General features: G+C 67.2%; 22 protein-coding genes. 14 read left to right on the forward strand and 8 right to left on the reverse strand.

The window, feature by feature from the left end; genetic code table 11:
- Window positions 1–135: 135 nt before the first annotated feature.
- The 3 genes from I7X12_RS03855 (at window position 136) to I7X12_RS03865 (ending at window position 1,904) form a co-directional block, all read left to right on the forward strand.
- Window positions 136–684 (forward strand): Mov34/MPN/PAD-1 family protein, encoded by a 549-nt coding sequence (locus I7X12_RS03855; RefSeq protein ID WP_198062559.1) that lies wholly within the window; start codon window positions 136–138, stop codon window positions 682–684.
- Complete coding sequence (locus I7X12_RS03860) at window positions 681–1,145, forward strand: adenylyltransferase/cytidyltransferase family protein (protein WP_198062560.1); 465 nt, start codon at window positions 681–683, stop codon at window positions 1,143–1,145. Before I7X12_RS03855 ends, I7X12_RS03860 begins: the two co-directional genes overlap by 4 nt.
- Before the next feature lie 96 nt (window positions 1,146–1,241).
- Window positions 1,242–1,904 carry a hypothetical protein gene (locus I7X12_RS03865; RefSeq protein ID WP_198062561.1) on the forward strand — a complete coding sequence of 221 codons (663 nt, stop codon included), beginning with the start codon at window positions 1,242–1,244 and terminating at the stop codon, window positions 1,902–1,904.
- 57 nt (window positions 1,905–1,961) lie between these two features.
- On the opposite strand, the gene I7X12_RS03870 is transcribed toward I7X12_RS03865, so the two are convergent.
- A complete protein-coding gene (locus I7X12_RS03870; protein WP_198062562.1) occupies window positions 1,962–3,149 on the reverse strand; it encodes a pyridoxal phosphate-dependent aminotransferase in 1,188 nt (395 codons plus the stop codon).
- A gap of 41 nt (window positions 3,150–3,190) precedes the next feature.
- The gene (gene ribH / locus I7X12_RS03875) at window positions 3,191–3,601 is read right to left on the reverse strand and encodes a 6,7-dimethyl-8-ribityllumazine synthase (RefSeq protein WP_198062563.1); all 411 of its coding nucleotides are present in this window, start codon (window positions 3,599–3,601) and stop codon (window positions 3,191–3,193) included.
- Between the two features lie 187 nt (window positions 3,602–3,788).
- On the opposite strand from ribH, the gene I7X12_RS03880 reads away from it, so the two are divergent.
- The 4 genes from I7X12_RS03880 to I7X12_RS03895 all read left to right on the forward strand — a co-directional run bounded on the left by I7X12_RS03880 (window position 3,789) and on the right by I7X12_RS03895 (window position 8,842).
- The gene (locus I7X12_RS03880; RefSeq protein ID WP_198062564.1) at window positions 3,789–5,531 is read left to right on the forward strand and encodes a flippase activity-associated protein Agl23; all 1,743 of its coding nucleotides are present in this window, start codon (window positions 3,789–3,791) and stop codon (window positions 5,529–5,531) included.
- Between the two features lie 81 nt (window positions 5,532–5,612).
- Window positions 5,613–6,827, forward strand: a complete 1,215-nt coding sequence (locus I7X12_RS03885) for a 5-(carboxyamino)imidazole ribonucleotide synthase (protein ID WP_198062565.1) — start codon at window positions 5,613–5,615, stop codon at window positions 6,825–6,827.
- 69 nt (window positions 6,828–6,896) lie between these two features.
- A complete protein-coding gene (locus I7X12_RS03890) occupies window positions 6,897–7,550 on the forward strand; it encodes an AIR carboxylase family protein (RefSeq protein WP_198062566.1) in 654 nt (217 codons plus the stop codon).
- Window positions 7,551–7,870: 320 nt separating this feature from the next.
- Window positions 7,871–8,842, forward strand: a complete 972-nt coding sequence (locus I7X12_RS03895) for a PQQ-binding-like beta-propeller repeat protein (protein WP_232343022.1) — start codon at window positions 7,871–7,873, stop codon at window positions 8,840–8,842.
- Window positions 8,843–8,880: 38 nt separating this feature from the next.
- On the opposite strand, the gene I7X12_RS03900 is transcribed toward I7X12_RS03895, so the two are convergent.
- Window positions 8,881–9,678: a class I SAM-dependent methyltransferase gene (locus tag I7X12_RS03900; protein ID WP_198062568.1), complete on the reverse strand. Its 798-nt coding sequence runs from the start codon at window positions 9,676–9,678 to the stop codon at window positions 8,881–8,883.
- Window positions 9,679–9,850: 172 nt separating this feature from the next.
- Here I7X12_RS03900 and I7X12_RS03905 point away from each other — a divergent pair, with 172 nt between their 5' ends.
- Genes I7X12_RS03905 through I7X12_RS03925 form a run of 5 tightly spaced genes read left to right on the forward strand, consistent with a single transcriptional unit; the run spans window position 9,851 to window position 14,207 of the window.
- The gene (locus I7X12_RS03905; RefSeq protein ID WP_006885359.1) at window positions 9,851–10,258 is read left to right on the forward strand and encodes an NADH-quinone oxidoreductase subunit A; all 408 of its coding nucleotides are present in this window, start codon (window positions 9,851–9,853) and stop codon (window positions 10,256–10,258) included.
- A 2-nt stretch (window positions 10,259–10,260) separates the two neighbouring features.
- Complete coding sequence (locus I7X12_RS03910; protein WP_198062569.1) at window positions 10,261–10,959, forward strand: NADH-quinone oxidoreductase subunit B; 699 nt, start codon at window positions 10,261–10,263, stop codon at window positions 10,957–10,959.
- The gene (locus I7X12_RS03915; protein ID WP_198062570.1) at window positions 10,956–12,644 is read left to right on the forward strand and encodes an NADH-quinone oxidoreductase subunit D; all 1,689 of its coding nucleotides are present in this window, start codon (window positions 10,956–10,958) and stop codon (window positions 12,642–12,644) included. The genes I7X12_RS03910 and I7X12_RS03915 overlap by 4 nt, the downstream gene beginning before the upstream one ends.
- An 8-nt stretch (window positions 12,645–12,652) precedes the next feature.
- A complete protein-coding gene (locus tag I7X12_RS03920) occupies window positions 12,653–13,711 on the forward strand; it encodes a complex I subunit 1/NuoH family protein (protein WP_198063778.1) in 1,059 nt (352 codons plus the stop codon).
- Window positions 13,712–13,745: 34 nt separating this feature from the next.
- Window positions 13,746–14,207, forward strand: coding sequence for a NuoI/complex I 23 kDa subunit family protein (locus I7X12_RS03925; RefSeq protein ID WP_179917831.1), 462 nt, complete (start codon window positions 13,746–13,748; stop codon window positions 14,205–14,207).
- A gap of 219 nt (window positions 14,208–14,426) precedes the next feature.
- Here I7X12_RS03925 and I7X12_RS03930 read toward each other — a convergent pair whose 3' ends face one another.
- Window positions 14,427–15,221, reverse strand: a complete 795-nt coding sequence (locus I7X12_RS03930) for a hypothetical protein (protein ID WP_198062571.1) — start codon at window positions 15,219–15,221, stop codon at window positions 14,427–14,429.
- Between the two features lies 1 nt (window position 15,222).
- The gene (locus I7X12_RS03935; protein ID WP_198062572.1) at window positions 15,223–15,639 is read right to left on the reverse strand and encodes a hypothetical protein; all 417 of its coding nucleotides are present in this window, start codon (window positions 15,637–15,639) and stop codon (window positions 15,223–15,225) included.
- Between the two features lie 349 nt (window positions 15,640–15,988).
- On the opposite strand from I7X12_RS03935, the gene I7X12_RS03940 reads away from it, so the two are divergent.
- Window positions 15,989–16,519 (forward strand): HTH domain-containing protein, encoded by a 531-nt coding sequence (locus tag I7X12_RS03940; protein ID WP_198062573.1) that lies wholly within the window; start codon window positions 15,989–15,991, stop codon window positions 16,517–16,519.
- 168 nt (window positions 16,520–16,687) lie between these two features.
- Window positions 16,688–16,921: a hypothetical protein gene (locus I7X12_RS03945; RefSeq protein WP_198062574.1), complete on the forward strand. Its 234-nt coding sequence runs from the start codon at window positions 16,688–16,690 to the stop codon at window positions 16,919–16,921.
- Between the two features lie 62 nt (window positions 16,922–16,983).
- On the opposite strand, the gene acs is transcribed toward I7X12_RS03945, so the two are convergent.
- From acs to I7X12_RS03960, 3 genes are all read right to left on the reverse strand, one after another.
- Window positions 16,984–18,984, reverse strand: coding sequence for an acetate--CoA ligase (gene acs, locus I7X12_RS03950; protein ID WP_198062575.1), 2,001 nt, complete (start codon window positions 18,982–18,984; stop codon window positions 16,984–16,986).
- 106 nt (window positions 18,985–19,090) lie between these two features.
- The gene (locus tag I7X12_RS03955) at window positions 19,091–20,791 is read right to left on the reverse strand and encodes an acyl-CoA mutase large subunit family protein (RefSeq protein ID WP_198062576.1); all 1,701 of its coding nucleotides are present in this window, start codon (window positions 20,789–20,791) and stop codon (window positions 19,091–19,093) included.
- A 102-nt stretch (window positions 20,792–20,893) separates the two neighbouring features.
- Window positions 20,894–21,211, reverse strand: a complete 318-nt coding sequence (locus I7X12_RS03960; RefSeq protein ID WP_232343023.1) for an RPA12/RPB9/RPC11 RNA polymerase family protein — start codon at window positions 21,209–21,211, stop codon at window positions 20,894–20,896.
- Window positions 21,212–21,239: the final 28 nt, after the last annotated feature.

Below are 21,239 nucleotides of genomic sequence, written 5' to 3' on the forward strand. Positions count from 1 at the left end.
GCACGAGCCGCGCCTTTTTCACCCATGTTTTTCCGGACGGGGTTCCCCGCAGCGCGCCTCCGGCGCGCGAGGAAACCCCGTCCGGAAAAAGATGGTTTGGAAAGCCTTGTTACGCGGGCTCCCCGACACTCGGTCATGGGAATCTTCCGCTCGGGCGAGGTGGTCGGTATCGCCGAGGCCGCCCTGGAGTTCGCGCTGGAGGCCTCGGAGGACGCCCACCCCGACGAGTACATGGGGTTTCTGCGCGGCGAGGACGCCCGGAAGTTCGACCTGGACTACGAGGGCACGGTCCTGACCGACATCCTCGTCATCCCGGGAACCGAGTCGAACCCGGTGAGCGCGACCGTCGACTCGAACATGATCCCCAACAGCTCCCGGGCGGCCGGATCGATCCACTCCCACCCCAACGGCGTGCTCCGGCCGAGCGACGCCGACCTCCAGACGTTCGGCAAGGGGAAGGTCCACGTCATCGTCGGCGCGCCCTACCGGAAGTCGGACTGGCAGGCGTTCGACCGGGAGGGTAACCCAGTGGACCTGCCGGTGCTCGACATCGAGATGCCCGAAGACGAGTTCTTCGACTTCTCCCAGGAGGACATCGACGCCGAGCTCATGGAGGAGTCCGACTACGGCGCCGACGGGACGGACTTCCGGGCCGAACCGGACGACGAGTGGGGCGAGCGATGACCGGCGACGGGACGGGTGCGACTCCCGAGTCGGACGCCGATATCGTCGTCGCCCAGGGCACCTTCGACATCCTCCACCCCGGCCACCTCCACTACCTCCGCGACGCGAAGGCGATGGGCGACCGGTTGGTCGTCATCGTCGCCCGCTCGACGAACGTGACTCACAAGGCCTCGCCCGTCGTCCCTGGCCCGCAGCGCCGAGAGATGGTCGCCGGGCTCGACCCCGTCGACGAGGCGCGACTCGGTCACCCCGAGGACATCTTCGCCCCCATCGAGGAACTCGACCCCGCGGTCATCGCGCTGGGCTACGACCAGCACCACGACGCCGAGGCCATTCGTGCGGCGCTGGCCGACCGGGGCATCGACTGCGCGGTCCGCCGCGCGAGCGCCCACGAGCCCGACTACGAGGGGCTGCTCTCGTCGGGCCGGATCGTCGACCGGATCCTCGACGAACGCGGATAGTCGTTCGTTTCGTCTCGCCGAACACGCACACCGGAGTGTCGGCAGTTTGTGTAATCGTCACAAAATTTAATCCACAGCGCCACACCTCGGGAGGGTATGCAACGGGTCACGGTGGACGACGTGCCGTCGTGGGCGTATCGGGGGCTGGAACTACTGGTGGTCGGGCCGGCGGTGGTGGTCGCGGTCTTCGCGTTCGGTCTGTTGACGGTTCTCGACGGCCCGATGGCCGGGAGTCCGTTCTCGCTGGGGGTCCTCGGCGTCGGGTACGTCGGGGTGCTCGCGCTCGGATTCTTCGGGCGGCTCCTCTTGCCGCCGCTCGTGTATCTGGACAGCCGACGCCTCTCCGACCAGGAGATCGATTGGGAGCCGAGCTCGATACTCTACGGCATCTTCGGGTTCGTCTTCGGCTGGCTCGTCGTCGCGGAGTACCTGTACAAGCGTCACACCTACGTCGTCGACTGGGCCGATTCGGAGGCGTGGTGGTACTGCGCGCTGGTCGGCGCCGCCGGGCTCGCCGTCGGCGTCGCGTCGTTCGCGGTCGGGCTGTTCGGCACGCTCCCGGTCATCTACCTCGGGCTCCCGCTGTTCGCCATCGGTCTCTACAGGGACGCGACGTACGTTCGGCTCAACAGCGAGTGGCACCCGAACCCGATCAATCACTTCCTCGCGGCGCTGTTCTCGGGGCTGCTCGTCGTCCTGTGGGTCCCGTACTTCGGCTACTACCTCTACAAGCGCCACACGCATCTCGGACTGTTCTGAGCGCTCGCCGCCGCTCGCGAAACTGGCCAGACGGCCGGAAAACGAACTTATGCGAACCTACAGCAGGTCGTGCTCGGCGAGGCGCTCGACGCCCTCGCGCAGGCGGTCCTCGTCGTTGGCGTAGGCGAGGCGGACCCAGCCGGGGGTGCCGAACGCGCTGCCCGGGACGGTGGCGACGTGGGCGGTCTCGATGGCCTCTTCGGCCCAGGCCACGTCCTGTGCCTGGTCGCCGTCGCCGTCGACCCGGGTGTCGGCGACGGGGAGCATGATGTAGAACGCGCCCTCGGGAGTGGGCACGTCTTTCCCGTACTCGGCGAACAGATCGACGAGCATGTCGCGGCGCTCTTCGAAGGCGGCGCGCATCTCCTCGACGGCTTCGTCGGTGTGCTCCAGGGCCTCGACGCCAGCGTGCTGGACGAAGTTGACGGCGCAGGTCACGGAGTGACCGTGGATCTTGCCGGCCTGGTCGACGACCGACTCGGGCGCGGCGTAGTAGCCCAGCCGCCAGCCCGTCATCGCGTAGGCCTTCGAGAAGCCGTTGAGCGTGATCGTCCGGTCTTCCATGCCCTCCAGCGTGCCGATGCTCGTGGCCTCGGCGCCGTCGTAGGTGATCTCCTTGTAGATCTCGTCGGAGATGACGGTGATATCGTGCTCGACAGCGATGTCGCGGACGCCTTCCAGTGCCTCGTCGGAGTAGACGGCGCCGTGGGGGTTGCCCGGGGAGTTGACGACGAGGATCTCCGTGTCGTCGGAGACCGCGTCGGCGAGGTCGTCGAGCGCGGGTTCGAGCTGGAAGTCGTACTGGGCGGTGTCGACGCGGGTCAGGCTCCCGTCGGAGAGCTTGACCATCGCCTCGTAGGAGACCCACGCGGGGTCGACCAGCGCGACCTCGTCGCCGTCGTCGATGAGCGTCTGGAACACCTCGAACAGCCCCTGCTTGCCGCCGGGCGTGACGACGATGTTCTCGGTCCCGTACTGGGCGAGGCCGTCGTCGTGGAGCTTGTCGACGATAGCGTCTTTGAGTTCGGGGATACCGTTCGAAGGCGTGTAGCCGGTGTGGCCGGCGTCCATCGCGTCTTTGGCGGCTTCCTTGACGTTCTCGGGGGTGTCGAAGTCGACGATGTCGCCGACCGAGAGGTCGACGACGTCGACGCCCTCCGCTTCGAGTTCGGAGGCCTTGTTGCTGATCGCGACGGTCGCGCTCGGTTCGATCCTGTCGACGCGTGCTGCGAAGTCCGGGTCCATAGTTTGTGGTGTGTGTTCGATGTCGGTCGGTGTCGGTGCGCTCAGGGAAGGTCCTCGGCGAGGTCGACTGCGCTCTCGACGACGGTCCCCCCGTAGTCGGTGCGCGCCTTCGCCTCCGCCGTGCTCATGCCGGGACCGATGATCCCGAAGGCGACCGGCGTATCCCGGTCGAGGCTCACGTCGGTGAGCCCCTGGGCGGCGGCGTCTGCGATGACCTCGTCGTGGTCGGTGTCGCCCTCGACGATGGCGCCGAGGACGGCGACGGCGTCGATACCGTCTCGGCGGGCCAGTCGGTCGGCGGCCAGCGGCGTGTCGTAGGAGCCGGGCACCTCGACGGTCGCGGCGATATCGGCGTCGCGCTCGGCCGCCGCCTCGCGCGCGGCGGCCTCCATCCCGTCGATGACCGACCCCTCCTTGTCGAACTGCGCGACCACCAGACCGAGCTGTACCATATCCGGGGCGAAGCCAGCGCGGGTAAAAGAACTACCGAACCGGACCCGAGACGGCCGTCGATGGCTCCAGCGACGCGCCGCCGGTAGCCGTCGGGCGGACGCCGCGACACCGAGCCGCTTTCGATGGGTCAAACAGTTATGTTTCCAACCGGTATCGCTCTTGACCCACCGAGCGTCGACGACGGTGATGACAGATTCCGACGGAGGAGGCCGACTGCGTGTCGCTGGGGCACGCCTGTGCGAGCGCTGGGGGGTCGACCGCATCACGCTCGCCGTCGTCGCCGTCGTCGTCGCCGCGTTCGCGGCTCGGTTCTATCGGCTGGGCGCGCGAACCGCACACTTCGACGAGGGTCGCGTCGCCTACTGGGTGCTCGACTACGCCGCGAGCGGGAACGTCAGGTATCGGCCGATAATCCACGGCCCGTTCCTCCAGCACGTCAACGAGGTCGTCTTCGGCGTCCTCGGACCGACCGATTTCGCCATGCGTGCGGTGGTCGCGGCCGTCACCGCGCTGTTCCCGCTCTCGGCGCTGCTCTTTCGCGAGCGACTGCGCGACACGGAGATCGTCGCGCTCGCGGCCTTCTGGGCGTTCACGCCCGTCGTCCTCTACTACTCGCGGTTCATGCGGGGCGACCCGCTGGTCGCGGCGTTCATGGTCACCGCCTTCGCGCTGTTCGTCCGGGCGGTCGACACCGGTGGCCGTCGGGGCTACTTCTACGCCGGCGTCGGGTTCGTCGCGCTCGGGTTCACCGCCAAGGAGAACGCCCTACTGTACCTGCTGTGCTGGGCGGGTGGCGCCGTTCTCTTGCTCGACCACCGGCTGTTTCGCGCCGCCGACCGCGGCGAGGACTGGACGGCGGTCGCTCGCACCCACTGCCGACGCGTCCTGGGAACCGGCTGGCGCCACGTCGACGCGCTCCTGATCGGCGCGCTCGGATTCCTCGCGGTCGTCGTCTTCTTCTACGCGCCGCGCGGCGAGACCGCGGTCGGACCCGGGCTCGGAGCGGCGCTCTCCGACCCGTCGCTCCTGCCCGCGGTCCTCCGCGAGGCGACCGTCGGCTCCGCCGGGGCGCTGGCGGACACCTGGGTGAACAGCCCCCACCAGGACCACGCGTATCTCCCCTACCTCGGGCACTTCCTGTCGACGCTCCGGGCCGGTGGGTTCGCGGTCTGCATCCTCGCGGTCGCGGGGTTCGTCGCGGACCGCTACCGACCCGATGGCCCCTCGGACCTCGTCGCGGTCGCCTTCTACTGGGGCGTCGTCTCGGTGCTTGGCTACCCGATCGCGACGGACATCGAGGCGCCCTGGGCGACGGTCCACGCCGTCGTCCCGCTGGCGATCCCCGCGGCCGTCGGACTCGGCCTGTTCGCCCGCTGGGGCCGCGAGGCGCTCGCCGACGGCGACCGCGTGAGCGCGGGGCTGGCCGCACTGGTCGTCTTCGTCGTCACCGCGCAGGTCGCCGCGGCCGGCGCCGAGCACGTCTATCTCACCGACCACCGCGAGAGCAACCAGCTCGTCCAGTACGCCCAGCCGGCACCCGGCGTCCAGCCGGTGATGCGCGAGGTGGGCGGCGCCGCACCGAACCACGCGGGGACGGACGTGGTGCTGTACGGCGACTACTTCGTGGACGACCCAGGTGCGACGGGTCCTAGACGGCCCGCCTGCTCGCCGTGGCAACAGGTTCTCCCGTTGCCGTGGTACCTCGAACGGGCCGACGCGACGGCGTCCTGCGTCGATTCGGCCGACGCGCTGGTCCGAACGGTCGACCGGGAGCGGCCGCTACTGGTCGTCGCGCGGGCCGACGACGTATCGACGCGCCCAGCGGCACTGTCGGGCTACGAGCGACGGACGGCACTGTTGCGCGACCGTGACACGCGGACGCGCTTTTTCGTCCGCTCGGACGTGGCGAACGCGAGCGGCGGCGGGTGACGCCCCGAACACTACCGCTGGCGACCGCCCGCCGGCCGCAGAGAGACACCCTTATTCCCCACCGTGGGCAACCCCGTCGCAATGACACTCACCTCGCCCGGACCGACGCTCGGCGTCGTCGGCGGCGGCCAGCTCGGCCGGATGCTCGCCGAGGCCGCGGCCCCGCTCGGCGTCGACGTCGTCGTCAGCGATCCGACCCCCGACGCCCCCGCGGCACCGGTCGCCCGCGACCAGGTCGTCGGCGACTTCGACGACCCCGACACCGTCCGCGAACTCGCCGAACGGGCCGACTACCTCACCTTCGAGATCGAACTCGCCGACCCCGACCTGCTGGAGCGGGTCGCCGCCGAGACCGACACGCCGGTCCATCCCGATCCGGAGACACTGCGGATCATCGAGGACAAACTCGTCCAGAAGCGCCGCCTCGCCGAGGCGGGCGTCCCCGTCCCTGAGTTCCGCGAAGTGAACTCGGTCGACGAACTGCGCGAGGCGCTCGACGACCTCGGATACCCGGCGATGCTCAAAGCGCGCAAGGGCGGGTACGACGGTCGCGGGAACGTCCCCGTCGAGTCGTCCGACGAGGTCGGGGCGGCGTTCGCCGAGATCGTCGACGCCGCACAGGGTGGAAGCCAGGACGACCCCAGCGGCGTCGCGATGGTCGAGGAGATGGTCGACTTCGAGCGCGAACTGGCCGTGATGGGCTGTCTCGGGAGCGCGCTCAACGACGACGGGACCCACGAACGAGCCACCTTCCCGGTCACGGAGACGATCCACCGCGAGGAGATCCTCCGGGAGACTGCCTCGCCGGCTCGTGCCACCGATTCGGTCCGCGAGCGCGCACGGCAGGTCGCCCTCGACGTCCTCGACGTGATGGAGGGGCGCGGCGTCTACGGCATCGAACTCTTTCAGGGGCCCGACGACGAGATCCTCCTCAACGAGATCGCGCCGCGGCCGCACAATTCCGGCCACTGGACCATCGAGGGGTGTCACACCTCCCAGTTCGAACAGCACGTCCGCGCCGTGACTGGTCGTCCGCTCGGCGATACGGGCCGCCGCGCGCCGACGGTCTCGACCAACATCCTGGGCGACGTCGACGATCGACAGGACGCGACGCTCTCGGGCGAGGACGCGATTTTCGAGACGTCGCGCGCCCACCTCCACTGGTACGGGAAACACGAGGTGTATCACCTGCGGAAGATGGGCCACGTGACGCTGGTCGGCCACACGGACGCAGCCGTCGACGACCTGCTCGCCGACGTGCGCGAGGTCCGTGACGGACTGACGTTCGAGCAGTAGCGTCCGAGCGCGCCTGCCGGACCGATCCGAACCGCACAGATTACGGCCCCCGCCCGCGCAGATTCGCCCATGACCGCAGACTCCGTCCAGTCGATCATCGACCAGTTGCACGAGCAGGCCGAGGCGGACCTGCCGAACGAGGAAACGCCGGATGTGGGCATCGTCATGGGCTCCGATTCGGACCTCCCGACGATGGCCGGCGGGCAGGGCAAGCGCCCCGGCGCCTACGCCGCGCTCGCGGACGAGCTCGGCTTCGAAGAGCAGACCGACTACGAAGACGCGCCGGAGAGCCGCTTTACCTTCGAGACGTTCGTCGTCTCTGCACACCGGACGCCGGACCTGATGTACGCCTACGCGGAGACCGCGGAGGCGCGAGGCATCGACGTGATCGTCGCGGGTGCGGGCGGCAAGTCCGCGGACCTGCCGAACATGACCGCCTCCATCGCCTACCCGCTGCCCGTGATCGGTGTCCCCGTCCAGGAGAAGTCCGTCGATTCGGTCATCGGGATGCCCCAGGGCGCGCCGATCACGGCCGTCGACGCCGGGAAGTCGTTCAACGCCGCGCTGACGGCCGCGCAGATCCTCTCCCGGCAGCACGGCGAGATCCGCGAGCGCCTCGTCGAGTACCACGAGGGGCTCCAGGAGGAGGTCGGCGAGGTCTCCCGAGATCTGAACGAGCTAGGTACGCCGGGGTTCAAAGACGAGTACTGGGGCGAGGAGTAGCGCCGGGATCGTAGCAGTCGCCGATCGACTACCTGTTTTATAAAAATTCCAGTAGGGGATCGGACATGAACGAACAGTGGCCCCTGTTCGGCTACGACCCGGGGCACAGCGGACACGGGACGGCCGTCACGCGGCCGAAGTGGCCCGTCGAGCTGGTCTGGACGCACGACTTCGGTGGCAAGGTCGCGCGCGAGGCGCCGGTCGTCGACCGACGAGGCCGCGCGTACGTCCACGTCAAACAGACTCAGATCACCGCACCGAACTTCCGTGCCATCGGGGATCAGGGACAGATCGTCTGGGCGCTTCGGACGAGCCCGGGGATGGGGCCACAGACGCCTGCCCCGGCAGTCGACGACGACCTGATGGTTCTCCCCGAATCGCCCGACGCCTGGGTCGTCGAAGCCCGGACAGGTGGCAGAGTCCACGAGGTTCAGTTGACACCCTCGGGCGCGACCCATCCGTCTCCGACTGTCGCCGACGGGCGAATACACATCGGGTTCCGCACGTTCGACCTGGAGACAGGGGATCTGATTTGGGAGTACGAGTGCGACGAGCCGAAGTACCGTATCGTCAAACCCGGCCAGGAAATCGTCCGAAGTGCGGGCCCGAGCGGCCGATGTCCGGCGGTCGTCGACGGCACTGTCTTCGTGGCCGGTAGCGTCCGTGACGGGGAGACGAGATTCGTGGAAGCCGACGAGCAGGAGGGAGCGGTGGAGCGGTCGTCCGTCGTCGCGGGGAACTCCTCTGGCGGGGAGTTCCGGGACGACTACGACGAGTGGGGTCACCTTCACGCGCTAGATGCGGAGACTGGCGCGTTACGCTGGGAGGTGGAGTTCGACACGCCTGTACCCCACTCCGCACCGACGGTCGTCGCCGACGGGAGCGTCTACGTCGTAGACGCGGACCGGATGCTCCGATCGTTCGACGCATCCGCGGGCACCGTACAATGGACGGTCGACCTGAACGGCGAGCTATCGGGTACACGTCCCGCGATCGCCAATGGCACGGTATTGGTTGCGGCCGGCGACGGTGACCTTCTCGCCTTCGACGCGGAGCACGGGGAACGACAGTGGCAGTTCGCAGCCGAGTCGGCCCTGGCCGGACCACCGGCGGTCGCTGACGGAACCGTCCACGTGAGCGATGTCGACGGGGGTGTCTACGCGGTTTCGCCGTCCGGGGACACGCGGTGGCAGTTCGACGTCGGGGCCACCCTCAACACCGGACCGGTCGTCGCCCACGGGCGCCTCTACGTCGCTGGACGCGAGCTTCACTGTCTGGCCCGCAGGGACTAACCGTCGCTGTCTTCACGAGAACGTTCCCGATAACACGCTCATGCCGGTTTCCGCCCCGATATCACTCGCACCTCGTCGTCCTGCTCGAAGGGGCCACCCAGCTCGTCGAGTCGCTCGCGCAGATCCGCCTCGAAGTCGTCTTTCTCGTCGCCGAACGTCGCGGGCGAGCAGAACGACAGCGAGAAGACGTAGCCGACGACCCCGTCGGGGTTCCACTCGCGCGTGCGCTCGAACGTCGCCGTCTCCACGTCGACGAACCCATGGTCGCTCAGCATCACGTCGTAGGGATTCTCGTACGGTTCGGTTCGCGGACCGGTGCGCTCGGGGAGATCGTCGAGATACGACGCCGCGACCGCGTAGACCTCGTCCTGCCACGCGCGCTCGCCTTTCGTCAGCCACTCGGTGTCGCCGAGGATCGCGACGCCGCCGTCCGGGCGAGTGCGTTCGCGGAGGCGGTCAAGCGTCGGTCCGCGGTCCATCCAGTGGAACGCGCGACCGATCGTCGTCACGTCGAACGGCCCTAGGCCGTCACCGAGGGACCCGCGCAGGTCGGCGTCGGACCCCCGAATCCACTCGACGTTGGCGACGCTCGCTCGGTCTGCCCCCTCGCGCGCGCCGTCCAGCATCGCTTCGTTGGGGTCCATCCCGACGACTGCACCCACGCGTGTGGCCAGCGGAACTGCGATCTGACCGGTGCCGCAGCCGAGGTCGAGCGCGCGTGAGGACTCGTCGAGGTCGAAGCGGTCGACGAGGTGATCGAGAGGGCGATCGCCGTACCGCGGTCGGTAGTGGGCGTAGTGGGATTCGGCGCTCGCGAAGGGGCCGTCGGCGGGCATGGCGGGGACGAGACGAGCGACCGAGGAATGAAGAAGCTGTCGGACCAAGGGATCGGTAGGTGACTCGTACCGACCGGCGGGCGCGTTTCGGGAGAGCGGGGCTCGAAACCGCCCGAGGACAACAATCAACCCTTATATGCCACCACACCAAACCGTCGAACGATAGAGAGTCATGAGTAACCCATGGATAGCCATCGGGGCGCTCGCCGTCGTCGCGCTCGCCATCCCGATCACGATGATGGTAGCGTCGGCGCTGCTGCGGCCGAGCGTACCGGAACAGGGGAAACGCGCCGTCTACGAGAGCGGCGAGGTCCCGACGGGCGACACGCGCATCAAGTTCAACATTCAGTACTACATGGTCGCGCTGTTGTTCGTCGTCTTCGACATCGAAACCGTCCTCATCTTCCCGTGGACGGTCATCTACCGCGACGCGGTCGCCAACGTCGGACTCGCCGAGGCGCTGGTCCCGATGCTCGTCTTCGTCGGTATCCTCGTCATCGGACTCGGCTGGGCGTGGCGCAACGGCGCGGTCAAGTGGATCCGTAGCCCGCGCGCGCAAGCACAGCGGGTCGAACAGTAATCATGAGTAGCGACCACACACCAACGGCCGACGGCATAGAGACGCAATCGACCCAGGAGGCGCGGCTGGGTGAGGGCGCGGACGACCGATTCAACTCGACGCTGCGGGAGGCATTCGGCTCGACGCCCTTCATCCTCACCAAGTTCGACCAGTTCATGAACTGGGTGCGCGGCTCGTCGATGTTCATGCTGCAGTTCGGGATCGCCTGCTGCAGCATCGAGATGATGCACACCTACGCGGTCAAACACGACCTCGACCGCTTCGGTGCCGGCGTCCCGCGCGCGTCGCCGCGCCAGGCCGACGTGATCATCATCCCGGGGACCATCGTCTCGAAGTTCGCCCCGCGGATGAAGCGCGTCTACGACCAGATGCCCGAGCCCAAGTTCGTCGTCTCGATGGGGTCGTGCACCATCTCCGGCGGCCCGTTCCAGGAGGGCTACAACGTCATCAAGGGCGCCGAGGAGGTCATCCCGGTCGACATCCACGTCCCGGGCTGTCCCCCGCGTCCCGAGGCGCTCGTCTACGGCGTCGCCAAACTGCAGGAGCGCATCGCCAACGGCGAGAGCGCGCCGGTGACGGTCAAGCCCTACGAGCTGGAGCAGTTCGGGGATCTGGACCAGGACGAACTCGTCCAGAAACTCGCCGACGACATCGACGAGGAGGACCTCGTGATGCGGTACAACTGGAGTGACTCGCCATGAGTTTAGAGGAACCGGACAACCCGCTCGCGACGGAAGAGCAGGTCGGCGCCACCGAGGCGGGCGTCGACTACGACGAGCTCGCCGACTTGCTCGGCGACACCGCGATCGACCGTGAGAGTCACGTCAACGCCGAGGGGTTCGTCGTCCGACCGGACGAGGTGCAGGAGGCCCTGTTCGCCCTGCGCGACGAGGCCGGCTTCGACCACTGTTCCTGTGTCACCGCACAGGAGTACGACGACCGCTACGAGTCGATCTACCACCTCAAAAAGTACGACGACCCCACCCAGGAGGTGTCGGTCGTCGTCCCCACGCCGAAAGACGAACCGGTCAGCCAGACCGCCGAACCGGTCTACCGCACGGCCAACTGGCACGAGCGTGAAGCCTACGATCTGGTCGGCATCGACTACGAGGGCCACCCGGACATGCGTCGGATCCTCCTGCCCGAAACCTGGCAGGGTCACCCCCTCAGCCAGGACTTCAGCGGCGAGGAACCGCAGGTCGTCACGCTGCGCGAGCACGCCAACCCGCTACAGGAGGACCACCGCGGCGAGGACGACACGGACACGATGTTCCTCAACATCGGTCCCCACCACCCGGCGACCCACGGCGTGCTCCACATCGAGACGGTGCTGGACGGCGAGCAGGTCGCCGACCTGGACCCGGACATCGGCTACCTCCACCGCTGTGAGGAACAGATGTGCCAGCAGGGCACCTACCGCCACCAGATCATGCCCTACCCCGACCGGTGGGACTACATCTCGGCGGGCATCCTCAACGAATGGGCGTACGCCCGCGCGGCCGAGGACCTGGCCGACATCGAGGTGCCCGAGTACGCACAGGTCGTCCGGACGCTGTCCGCGGAGCTGTGCCGGATCGCGAGCCACATGCTCGCGCTGGCGACGTTCGCGCTGGACATCTACGGCGACTTCACCGCGATCTTCATGTACGCCATCCGCGACCGCGAGGTCGTTCAGGACATCCTCGAGGACCTGACCGGTCAGCGGCTGATGTTCAACTACCTGCGGCTGGGTGGCGTCGCGTGGGACCTGCCCGAGCCCCGCGAGGAGTTCTTCGAGAAGATCCGCGACTTCGTCGACGAGCTCCCCGAGCGGCTCGGCGAGTACCACGACATGATCACCTCGAACGAGATCCTCCAGCTGCGGACGGTCGACACGGGCGTCCTGCCGCCGGAGGAGGCCAAGTCCTACGGTGCGACCGGACCGGTCGCTCGCGGGTCGGGCATCGACTACGACCTGCGCCGGGACGACCCCTACGGCTACTACGACCAGCTCGACTGGGACGTGGTCACCGAGGACGGCTGTGACAACTTCGCGCGGCTGCTCTGTCGGATGCGCGAGGTCGAGCAGTCCGCCCGCATCATCGAGCAGTGCGTCGACCTGCTGGAGGACTGGCCCGAAGACGAACGGGAGATCCAGTCGAACGTCCCGCGTACGCTGCGTCCGGACCCCGACACGGAGATCTACCGGGCCGTCGAGGGCGCGAAGGGCGAACTCGGCATCTACATGCGCTCGGACGGCACGGACAAGCCCGCTCGATTCAAGATCCGGAGCCCGTGCTTCTCGAACCTCCAGACCCTGCCGGTCATGTCCGAGGGTGAGTACATCCCGGACATGATCGCCTCGCTCGGCAGCCTCGACATCGTCCTCGGGGAGGTCGACCGGTAATGGCGCCGCTGCAGTCCGCGACGCCGTTCCCGGAGATCATCGCCGACCTGCTCGGGCTCGACATCAACGAGACGTGGGTCATCATCGTGACGAGCATCGCCGCCGCGGGCGTCATCGCGACGGTCCTGCTGTCGATGACCGCCGTGTTGGGCATCTGGGGCAAACGGAAGATCACCGCCGCGTTCACGGACCGCATCGCGGTCAACCGCCACGGCCCCTACGGCCTGCTGATCATTCCCGCAGACGCGGTACGACTGCTCTCGAAGGAACTCATCGTTCCCGAAGGCGTCGACCGGCCGGCCTGGGACCTGGCGCCGCTGGTCATCGCCAGCTCGGCGCTGTTGGGCTTCGCGGTCATCCCGTTCAGTGACGGCCTCCAGCTGGCCGACCCCGAGACGGGGCTGGCCTTCGTGTTCGCGGTCGCGTCGATCGCGTCGGGCGGCCTGCTGATGGCCGGTTACGCGTCGAACAACAAGTTCTCGTTCCTCGGCGGGCTGCGCGCGGTCGCGCAGAACCTCGCCTACGAGATTCCGCTGGTGCTGACGGGCGCGTCGGTGGTCATCTTCGCCGGCTCGCTGCAGATGTCGACCATCGTCGAGATGCAGCGCCAGACGCTGGTGACCCTGGGCGGGGTCCCGATCCCGTCGTGGTACGCCTTCGTCAACCCCTTCGCGTTCGTCCTGTTCCTGATCGCGAACCTGGCGGAGGTCGGGCGCAACCCGTTCGACATCCCGGAGGCGCCGACGGAGATCGTCGCCGGCTACCAGACGGAGTACTCCTCGGTGTACTTCGTGCTCATCTACCTCGGCGAGTTCATCCACATCTTCCTCGGCGGCGCGATCATCGCGACGATCTTCCTCGGCGGCGCCTCGGGGCCGGTGCTCCCGGGCGTCGTCTGGTTCTTCATCAAGATGATCTCCGTCTACCTGTTCACGCAGTGGTGTCGGTCGGCGATCCCTCGACTGCGTATCGACCAGCTCATTCAGGTCGGCTGGAAGGGCATGCTCGTCCTTTCCTTTGCCAACCTGATCCTGACCGCCGTCATCGTCGGGGTGGTCAACGCATGACCCCGACACCGACGGCGCGCGGAGGTGACTCCCAATGATAGGTATCCTCAAGTCGATGGCAACGACGATGAAACACGCGCTCGACGGCGAGACGTTCACCGTCGAGTACCCCGAGACGGCGCCGGAAGTGAGTCCGCGCTTCCGCGGCGTCCACAAGTTCAGCCAGGAGCGCTGTATCTGGTGTCGCCAGTGCGAGAACGTCTGCCCGAACGACACCATCCAGATCGTCACCGACGACCAGCGCAACGGCGAACAGTACAACCTCCACATCGGCCAGTGTATCTACTGTCGCCTGTGCGAGGAAGTCTGTCCCGTCGACGCCATCCTGCTGACACAGAACTTCGAGTGGACCGCCGACACGAAAGACGAGTTCGTCCTCGACAAGGAACAGCTCAAGAACGTTCCCTGGTACAAGGACATCGACCCGCTCGAGTCGCGCGAACCCGACCGCGGCGCGTGGATCGGCGAGGGCGACGGCGAAGTCGACTATCAGTAACGTCGACGACTCTTTTGTCCGCCGAGCGAAGCGAGGCGGTTCACCGGACGCGACCGGCGGGAGCGTCCGGCTTTTTCACCCATGTTTTTGCTGGAGGGGTACCCGCAGGCGACCGAGGATACCCCTCCGCGAAAAAGATGGGCGTGCGACGGCGAAGTCGACTGTCAGTAACGCGGCGTTCGTTTTCGTCTCCTGCGTGTCGCGTGTTCGACCGGCGGTTCAGTGGATCGCCAGCGACCCGCTCCGGTGGACGGTGACGGTGATACCACGGTGGACGAACGATACCGTCGCCCCGTCCTGACCGTCGAGAGTCGCGACGAGGCGCACCGGGTCGATAGCGTCGACGACGTCGTCGACCGCCGCCTCGTGCAGGGTCGTCGCCTCCGAGACGAGGGCGATCACGGCCGTCTCGACGCTGATCGGTTCCTGCCAGCCGTCGCCGGACTCGGGAAGCAGGTACACCGATGCGAGAGCGCCGTCGGTGACCTCGGTAGGGAGGTCGCTGGCGACGGTGTACTCGGCGGTGACGGGTTCGGGTACGGTGTCGCCCGCTCCGGGTCGGGCTTCCGACTCGGCGCCGCCGGTTGGGTCGACGGCCTCGGCGAACTCTCCGTCGGTCGGGGAGGACTCGACGGCGAGCGTTCCACCGTCGGAGACCGCACCGGTGGCGCCGTCGGAAGGGGAGGAGTCGGCGGCAGCCGGTTTCCGAGCGGTTCGGTGGACGCCCGGTCGCTCGGACGGGTTCGGACCGCCGAGGGCGGGCGGGAGGACGAGTTCGTCCTCGAACTCCCTGGCGGCCGAGCGCAGTCGCGACTCGGCGGCGTCGCCCAGCATGTCCACGTACCGCCGAGCCAGCGTGTCGACGGCTGCCCGCTTGTCGTCCTCGATCTCGGTGACGGTGCCGTCGTCGTCGACGGCGATGGCGCCGATCGAGCGGGCGATCTCGACCGCCGAGGGGCCGAGCATCGACCGCTGGGTCTCGATGAGTCGTCCCGCGAGATGCTCGTAGCTCATCTCAGGTGGTGGTCGCGCTGTCGATCGTCTCGTAGAGCATGTAGAACCCTGCGAGCAGGAGGATCGTCACGACGAGGTTGACGGTACTCCCGAAGCGAGCCGGTGGTCCTCGGATCTGTGCGAGCTGTGAGGCGCCGTTCAGCAGCTGCCAGGTGCTGAACAGGATCACGCCGCCGCTCACCGTGTATATCGCCTTCCCGATCTCGCCCCCGTACAGCCGCGCCGCGAGCACGGCGAAGCTCACCGCGCCGATCGAGAGCATCACCTGTGCGATCTCGCTAGTGGCGAGAAAGAGGTCCGGTGATTCGGACTGGACGACCGGTGCTCCCATCGCGGTCCCGGCGACGGCCGCACCCGCGGCGGTGCCCCCGACCACCGCGAGCCCGACCTGCCGTAGCAATCGTTTCGTGTGCGTCATCCATCGGTGGATCGCGCGCGCCCGTCTTAATCGCCGACGGTCGTTTACCGTTTTCAGATCCGATACTCTACTCAGTACCGGTCGAACGCGTCTACCCAGTGGGTCGGGACGACTCGTATTCTACCGCCCTATATTCCCGAAACGGGCGTCGAGGCGTTTCGAATCGAGGATCTCGAGCGAGGCTTCTAGTTATCGTCGTTGAGATCGTGGGTGACGGTCCGGGGTCGCGTTCGCGATACTGCTTCCGGACGTCTCGAGTGGGGCGCGAGTCGCCCCCGTCGCTGTGGCCGGGCGCAAATGCGGCACTGACCCAAATATCGATAGGGCTTCGGATCGAACTCGGTCGTAGATGAGTGCAGACTCCCTCGACCTGTACGAGACCCAACGGCGGACACTGACGGTGCTGGTCAACGAGTATCAACAGCGCGAGTCTCCGGTGAACTCGAACGTCCTCGCCGAGCGGATGGACCGAACGCCGGGGACGATCAGGAACAAGATGCCCCAGCTGGAGTCGCTCGGGCTGGTCGAGGGCGTCGCGGGCCCCACCGGCGGGTACGAACCGACCGAGAAGGCGTTCCGGGTACTGGACCGAGATCCGGACACCGATCGGGAGTCGGTGACGGTCGCCCACGACTTCGATCGCGTCGACGCGACCGTCGAGAGCGTCTCCTTTACCAACGTGAACCACCCGTCGGACTGCCGAGCGTGGATCGAGTTCCAGACCGCTCTACCCTCGGTCGAAGTCGGTGAGCCGATCGCCGTCGGCCCGACCGCCCAGGCCGGCCTCGTCGTCGCCGGCGAGGTCCACACCACGAACGACACCGGCAACCGGATCTCGATCACCGTCAGCCAACTGGAAGCGCCAGTCACCGAACCGTGACGGACTGCCTTCCCCGTCGCCAGAAATAAATCACGAACATTTATTATATACCGGCGCCTCGGAGGAGACAGACCGATGTCACGGACGACGTTCGCCGTAGCTGTACGCTGATTCTCTCCCCAGATAGCGTCGTCCAGTTCGCCGACCGTACCTGACAGCACACAGCAGATGAGCACACACGCGACCTCCGAGAGCCGAGACGAACCGACAGCCGAGAGCACGTTCGAAGAATCCGCGGACGAAGCCGAGGTCGGACCGGAAGCGGCGGACGCCGACTCCGGAACCAGTGACGAACCCGCGCCGATGGACCCGTTCGAAGTCCACGACGCGGCGGCGACGTTCGGCGCCTCGACCCGGCGGCTGCCCAACACGGTCGACGGGGAGAACACGTATCTGGGCTGACGACGCCGGTACGACTCACCTACGGGAAGAGACTCCCGAGCGCGGACGGTGGTCGGAGCCGGTCAGTCGTCGCCGTGGACCTGATCGCGGATCTCCTCGGGGACGCTCGGGTCACGTAGCGTCGTGGTGTTCCCGAGTTCGTCGCCGTTGGAGATGTTCTCCAGCAGGCGGCGCATGATCTTGCCCGAGCGGGTCTTCGGGAGGTCCTCGACGAAGACGACGCGGTCGGGCCGGGCGAACTTGCCGATCTCTTCCTCGACAGCCCCGATGATGCGGTCGCGGACTTCCTCCTGGCTGGCGTCGACGCCCTCGCGGACGACGACGTACACGTCGGGGACCTCACCTTTCTCGTCGTGGTCGCGGGCGGCGACCGCGGCCTCGGCCACGTCCTGCACTTCCGAGACCGCCGATTCGAGTTCCATCGTCCCGAGGCGGTGCCCGGCGACGTTCATCACGTCGTCGAGCCGGCCCAGCACGCGGAAGTAGCCGTCGTCCTCGTGGACGGCGCCGTCACCGGCCTTGTACACCCAGTCCTCGCTGTCGTCGCTATCGGTGTCGGAGAAGTCCCGCCAGTACTCGTCGACGAACCGCTCGTCGTTGCCGTAGACCGTCTGGAGCATGCCCGGCCAGGGTTTCTCGATGACCAGATTACCGGCCTTGCCGCTGGCCTCTTCCATGGGCTCGCCGCTGTCGTCGTACAGGGCGGGCTGGATGCCCGGCGCGGGCAGGCCCGCCGAGCCGGGTTTCATGTCCTTGAGCGCGGGGAGGTTCGTGATGAGGTGCCCGCCGGTTTCGGTCTGCCACCACGTGTCGACGATGACTGCGTCCTCGTCGCCGATGTGCTTGTAGTACCACAGCCACGCCTCGGGCTGGATCGGCTCGCCGACCGTCGTCATGTGGCGGAAGTCGAAGTCGTACTCGTCGACGTAGTCGGCGCCCCACTTCATGAACATCCGGACGGCCGTGGGCGAGGTGTGGAAGATGTCCACGTCGTAGCGCTCGGCGATCTCCCAGATGCGCCCCTTGTGGGGGTGGTCCGGGGTGTCCTCGTACATCACCGACGTGGTCCCGAGCGCGAGCGGGCCGTAGACGATGTAGGAGTGACCGGTGATCCACCCGATGTCGGCGGCACACCAGTAGGTGTCCTCGGGTTCGATGTCCAGCACGTACTTGCTGGTGGCGGTGACGTAGGAGAGGTAGCCGCCGGTGCGGTGCTGACAGCCCTTGGGCTGACCCGTCGTCCCCGAGGTGTACATGAGAAAGAGGGGGTCCTCGGCGTCGCGGGAGACGGGGTCGACGCGGGCGCGTTCGTTCTCGGCGAGCAGGTCGTCAGCGAGGACGTACGGGTCGTCGCCGTCGATCTCGACGTCCTCGTGGAGTTCGTCGTGGCGCGTCCAGAGGACGACCGTGTCGACATCCGAGTCGGCGAGTTCGAGCGCCTCGTCGCACTTCTCCTTGTGGTTGAGGAAGTCGCCGCGGCGGTAGTAGCCGTCGCAGGTGACGACCACGTCGGAGTCGGCGTCGTCGATACGGTCGGCCAGCGCCTGTGCGGAGAAGCCGGCGAACACTTCCGAGTGGGGCGCGCCGATGCGGGCACAGGCCAGCATCGTCACCGGCAGGGCCGGTAGCATCGGGAGGTGGCAGGTGACCACGTCGTCCTCCTCGACGCCCACGTCGCGCAGCGACGCGGCGGTCGCGTTGACGCGGTTGTACAGGTCCTGGTAGGTGATCGTCTGGCGCTCGTCGCTGTCGGTGCCCTCCCAGATGAACGCCGCCTGGTTCTTGCGCTCGTCGAGGTGCCGATCGATACAGTTGTACGACGCGTTGAGCTGGCCGCCCGTGAACCACTCGTAGAAGGGCGGGTTCGAGTCGTCGAGCACCTCGTCCCAGTGTTCGTCCCAGTCGAGGAGTTCGGCGTACTCCTCGAACGCCTCGGGGTAGTTCGCGTCGAAGCGGTCGTAGATGTCGGGGTCGCTGACGTTGGCCTGGCCGACGAAGTCGGTCGGTGGTCGGAAGTACTCCTGTTCTGTCAGCCGCGACTCCAGTGGGGATTCGTCAGACATACTCTGGCTCCTCTCGGTACGTCGTTCTCGCGACTCCCGTATCAATTTAATCCAGTCGACCGTGATCGATCCGTGGGACGGGAGTCAGACGACCGATAGATTTCAGTTACGCGATGCTGATCGACTCCCGGTAGCTCCCGTGATGGGCCTCGAAGCGGTCCATGATCTCCCCCATCGTCGCGTAGGCCTCGACCGCGTCGACGATGGTGGGCATCACGTTCTCGTCGCTCTCGATGGCGTCGTCGAGCGCCGCGAGCGCGTCCTCGACCGCTTCGTCGTCGCGTTCGGCCTTCACCTCCGCCAGTCGCTCGCGCTGGTTCTCCTGTACCGCCTCGTCGACCCGCAGGGTCTCCGGTTCGGTGTCCTCTTCGACGGTGTAGGCGTTGACGCCGACGACGACCTCCTCGTCGGCCTCGACGCGCTGTTGGTACTCGTAGGCCGAGTCCTGTATCTCCCGGTGGAAATAGCCCTCGTCGATACCGGTCAGCACGCCCTCGCGCATCGACCCGTCGCCCAGCTCGCGGATCGCCTCGATGTATTCCATCGCTTCGGCCTCGACCTCGTCGGTCAGCGCCTCCACGGCGAAGCTACCGCCGAGCGGGTCGACGATATCGGCCGCACCAGACTCCTCGGCGAGGATCTGCTGGGTGCGCAGGGCGACCCGCACCGCCTCTTCGCTGGGTAGTGCGAGTGCCTCGTCGAAACTGTTGGTGTGGAGACTCTGGGTGCCGCCCAGCACGCCCGCGAGCGCCTGGATCGTCACCCGAACGACGTTGTTCAGCGGCTGCTGGGCGGTCAGCGACTGCCCGGCCGTCTGGGTGTGGAACTTCATCGCCTTGCTCGCGTCGCTCTCGGCGCCGTACCACTCTTCGATCAGCCGCGCCCAGATCCGCCGGCCCGCGCGGAACTTCGCGACCTCCTCGAAGATGGCGTTGTGCGAGTTGAAGAAGAAAGACAGCTGCGGGGCGAACTCGTCGACGTCCATCCCCCGCTCCTCGCAGGCCTCGACGTAGGCCAGCCCGTCGGCCAGCGTGAACGCGAGCTCCTGGATCGCGGTCGACCCCGCTTCGCGGATGTGATAGCCCGAGACCGAGATCGGGTTGAACTTCGGCGTCTGTTCGACGGCGAACTCGACGGTGTCGACGACGATATCCAGCGAGGGACGGGGCGGCACGACCCACTCTTTCTGGGCGACGAACTCTTTGAGCATGTCGTTCTGGAGGGTGCCGCGGATCTCCTCGCGGGGCACCCCTTGCTGGTCGGCGATGGCGACGTACATCGCGTAGACGACGGGCGCGCTCGGATTGATGGTGAAAGAGGTCGAGACCTCGCCGATATCGATGCCGTCGAAGATGATCTCCATGTCCCGCAGCGTGTCGACGGCGACCCCCTCCCGGCCGACCTCCCCGTCGCTCATCGGGTCGTCCGAATCGAGGCCCATCAGCGACGGCATGTCGAACGCCGTCGAGAGACCGGTCTGGCCCTCGTCGATGAGATACTGGAAGCGCTCGTTGGTCTCGCTCGGCGTCCCGAAGCCGGCGAACTGTCGCATCGTCCAGGTCCGACCGCGGTACATCGTCGGGTAGACGCCGCGGGTGTAGGGCGGCTCGCCCGGAAAGCCCAGGTCCTCGTCGTAGTCGAGGTCGGCCACGTCATCGGGCGTGTAGAGACGGTCGACCTCGTGGTTGGACACCGTCGCGAACCGCTCGGAGCGTTCGCCGTAGCCGTCGAGGACGGGATCGAGCCGCTCGGCCTCCCACTGCTCGCGTGACTCCCGGATCGCGGCGAGGTCGTCGTCGTCGAACATGCTCGCAAATATTGCCGGAGCGCGCATAAGGGTTCGGGCGAGGCCGATGGGCTGCTGTGGCGGTCTGTGCGTGTTCACACGACGAACTCGCGAGGTCCGGTGTCAGGACTCGCGCCACTTGTGGCCGCACTCGACGCAGGTGAACAGCCGAACCTCGTAGGAGCCCCCCGGCTTCGGCAGTATCTCGTAGTAAGCCCGGTCGCTGTCGCAGTCCTCGGTCGGGCACGGCTCCTGCATCGTCTCGTCGGAGCTCTGGGTCGCGTCGGCCACGGCGGGTGCCCCGTCGTCTCGCTGTCCATCTCGGGTCTCCATCGCCGCCTCGGCTTTCGAGTTCCGCGACTCCTCGTTCTCGCAGGAACGACACACCCAGATGTCGCCCTCCGTGTGCATCATCGAACCACACCCGTCACAGAATTTCATATCGACCGGGCGTACACGATCGTCGGAT

This window comes from Halosimplex litoreum (assembly GCF_016065055.1).
Taxonomy (GTDB): domain Archaea; phylum Halobacteriota; class Halobacteria; order Halobacteriales; family Haloarculaceae; genus Halosimplex; species Halosimplex litoreum.

Excerpts from the sequence above, each read along its gene's own strand:
- I7X12_RS03955 (WP_198062576.1), bottom strand. The coding sequence starts at position 20,791 with ATGTTCGACGACGACGACCTCGCCGCGATCCGGGAGTCACGCGAGCAG.
- I7X12_RS03935 (WP_198062572.1), bottom strand. The coding sequence starts at position 15,639 with ATGACGCACACGAAACGATTGCTACGGCAGGTCGGGCTCGCGGTGGTC.
- I7X12_RS03910 (WP_198062569.1), top strand. The coding sequence starts at position 10,261 with ATGAGTAGCGACCACACACCAACGGCCGACGGCATAGAGACGCAATCG.
- I7X12_RS03860 (WP_198062560.1), top strand. The coding sequence starts at position 681 with ATGACCGGCGACGGGACGGGTGCGACTCCCGAGTCGGACGCCGATATC.
- I7X12_RS03880 (WP_198062564.1), top strand. The coding sequence starts at position 3,789 with ATGACAGATTCCGACGGAGGAGGCCGACTGCGTGTCGCTGGGGCACGC.
- I7X12_RS03900 (WP_198062568.1), bottom strand. The coding sequence starts at position 9,678 with ATGCCCGCCGACGGCCCCTTCGCGAGCGCCGAATCCCACTACGCCCAC.
- I7X12_RS03895 (WP_232343022.1), top strand. The coding sequence starts at position 7,871 with ATGGGGCCACAGACGCCTGCCCCGGCAGTCGACGACGACCTGATGGTT.
- I7X12_RS03870 (WP_198062562.1), bottom strand. The coding sequence starts at position 3,149 with ATGGACCCGGACTTCGCAGCACGCGTCGACAGGATCGAACCGAGCGCG.
- I7X12_RS03885 (WP_198062565.1), top strand. The coding sequence starts at position 5,613 with ATGACACTCACCTCGCCCGGACCGACGCTCGGCGTCGTCGGCGGCGGC.
- I7X12_RS03945 (WP_198062574.1), top strand. The coding sequence starts at position 16,688 with ATGAGCACACACGCGACCTCCGAGAGCCGAGACGAACCGACAGCCGAG.
- ribH (WP_198062563.1), bottom strand. The coding sequence starts at position 3,601 with ATGGTACAGCTCGGTCTGGTGGTCGCGCAGTTCGACAAGGAGGGGTCG.
- I7X12_RS03930 (WP_198062571.1), bottom strand. The coding sequence starts at position 15,221 with ATGAGCTACGAGCATCTCGCGGGACGACTCATCGAGACCCAGCGGTCG.
- I7X12_RS03890 (WP_198062566.1), top strand. The coding sequence starts at position 6,897 with ATGACCGCAGACTCCGTCCAGTCGATCATCGACCAGTTGCACGAGCAG.
- I7X12_RS03905 (WP_006885359.1), top strand. The coding sequence starts at position 9,851 with ATGAGTAACCCATGGATAGCCATCGGGGCGCTCGCCGTCGTCGCGCTC.
- I7X12_RS03960 (WP_232343023.1), bottom strand. The coding sequence starts at position 21,211 with ATGAAATTCTGTGACGGGTGTGGTTCGATGATGCACACGGAGGGCGAC.
- I7X12_RS03915 (WP_198062570.1), top strand. The coding sequence starts at position 10,956 with ATGAGTTTAGAGGAACCGGACAACCCGCTCGCGACGGAAGAGCAGGTC.
- I7X12_RS03865 (WP_198062561.1), top strand. The coding sequence starts at position 1,242 with ATGCAACGGGTCACGGTGGACGACGTGCCGTCGTGGGCGTATCGGGGG.
- acs (WP_198062575.1), bottom strand. The coding sequence starts at position 18,984 with ATGTCTGACGAATCCCCACTGGAGTCGCGGCTGACAGAACAGGAGTAC.
- I7X12_RS03925 (WP_179917831.1), top strand. The coding sequence starts at position 13,746 with ATGATAGGTATCCTCAAGTCGATGGCAACGACGATGAAACACGCGCTC.
- I7X12_RS03855 (WP_198062559.1), top strand. The coding sequence starts at position 136 with ATGGGAATCTTCCGCTCGGGCGAGGTGGTCGGTATCGCCGAGGCCGCC.
- I7X12_RS03940 (WP_198062573.1), top strand. The coding sequence starts at position 15,989 with ATGAGTGCAGACTCCCTCGACCTGTACGAGACCCAACGGCGGACACTG.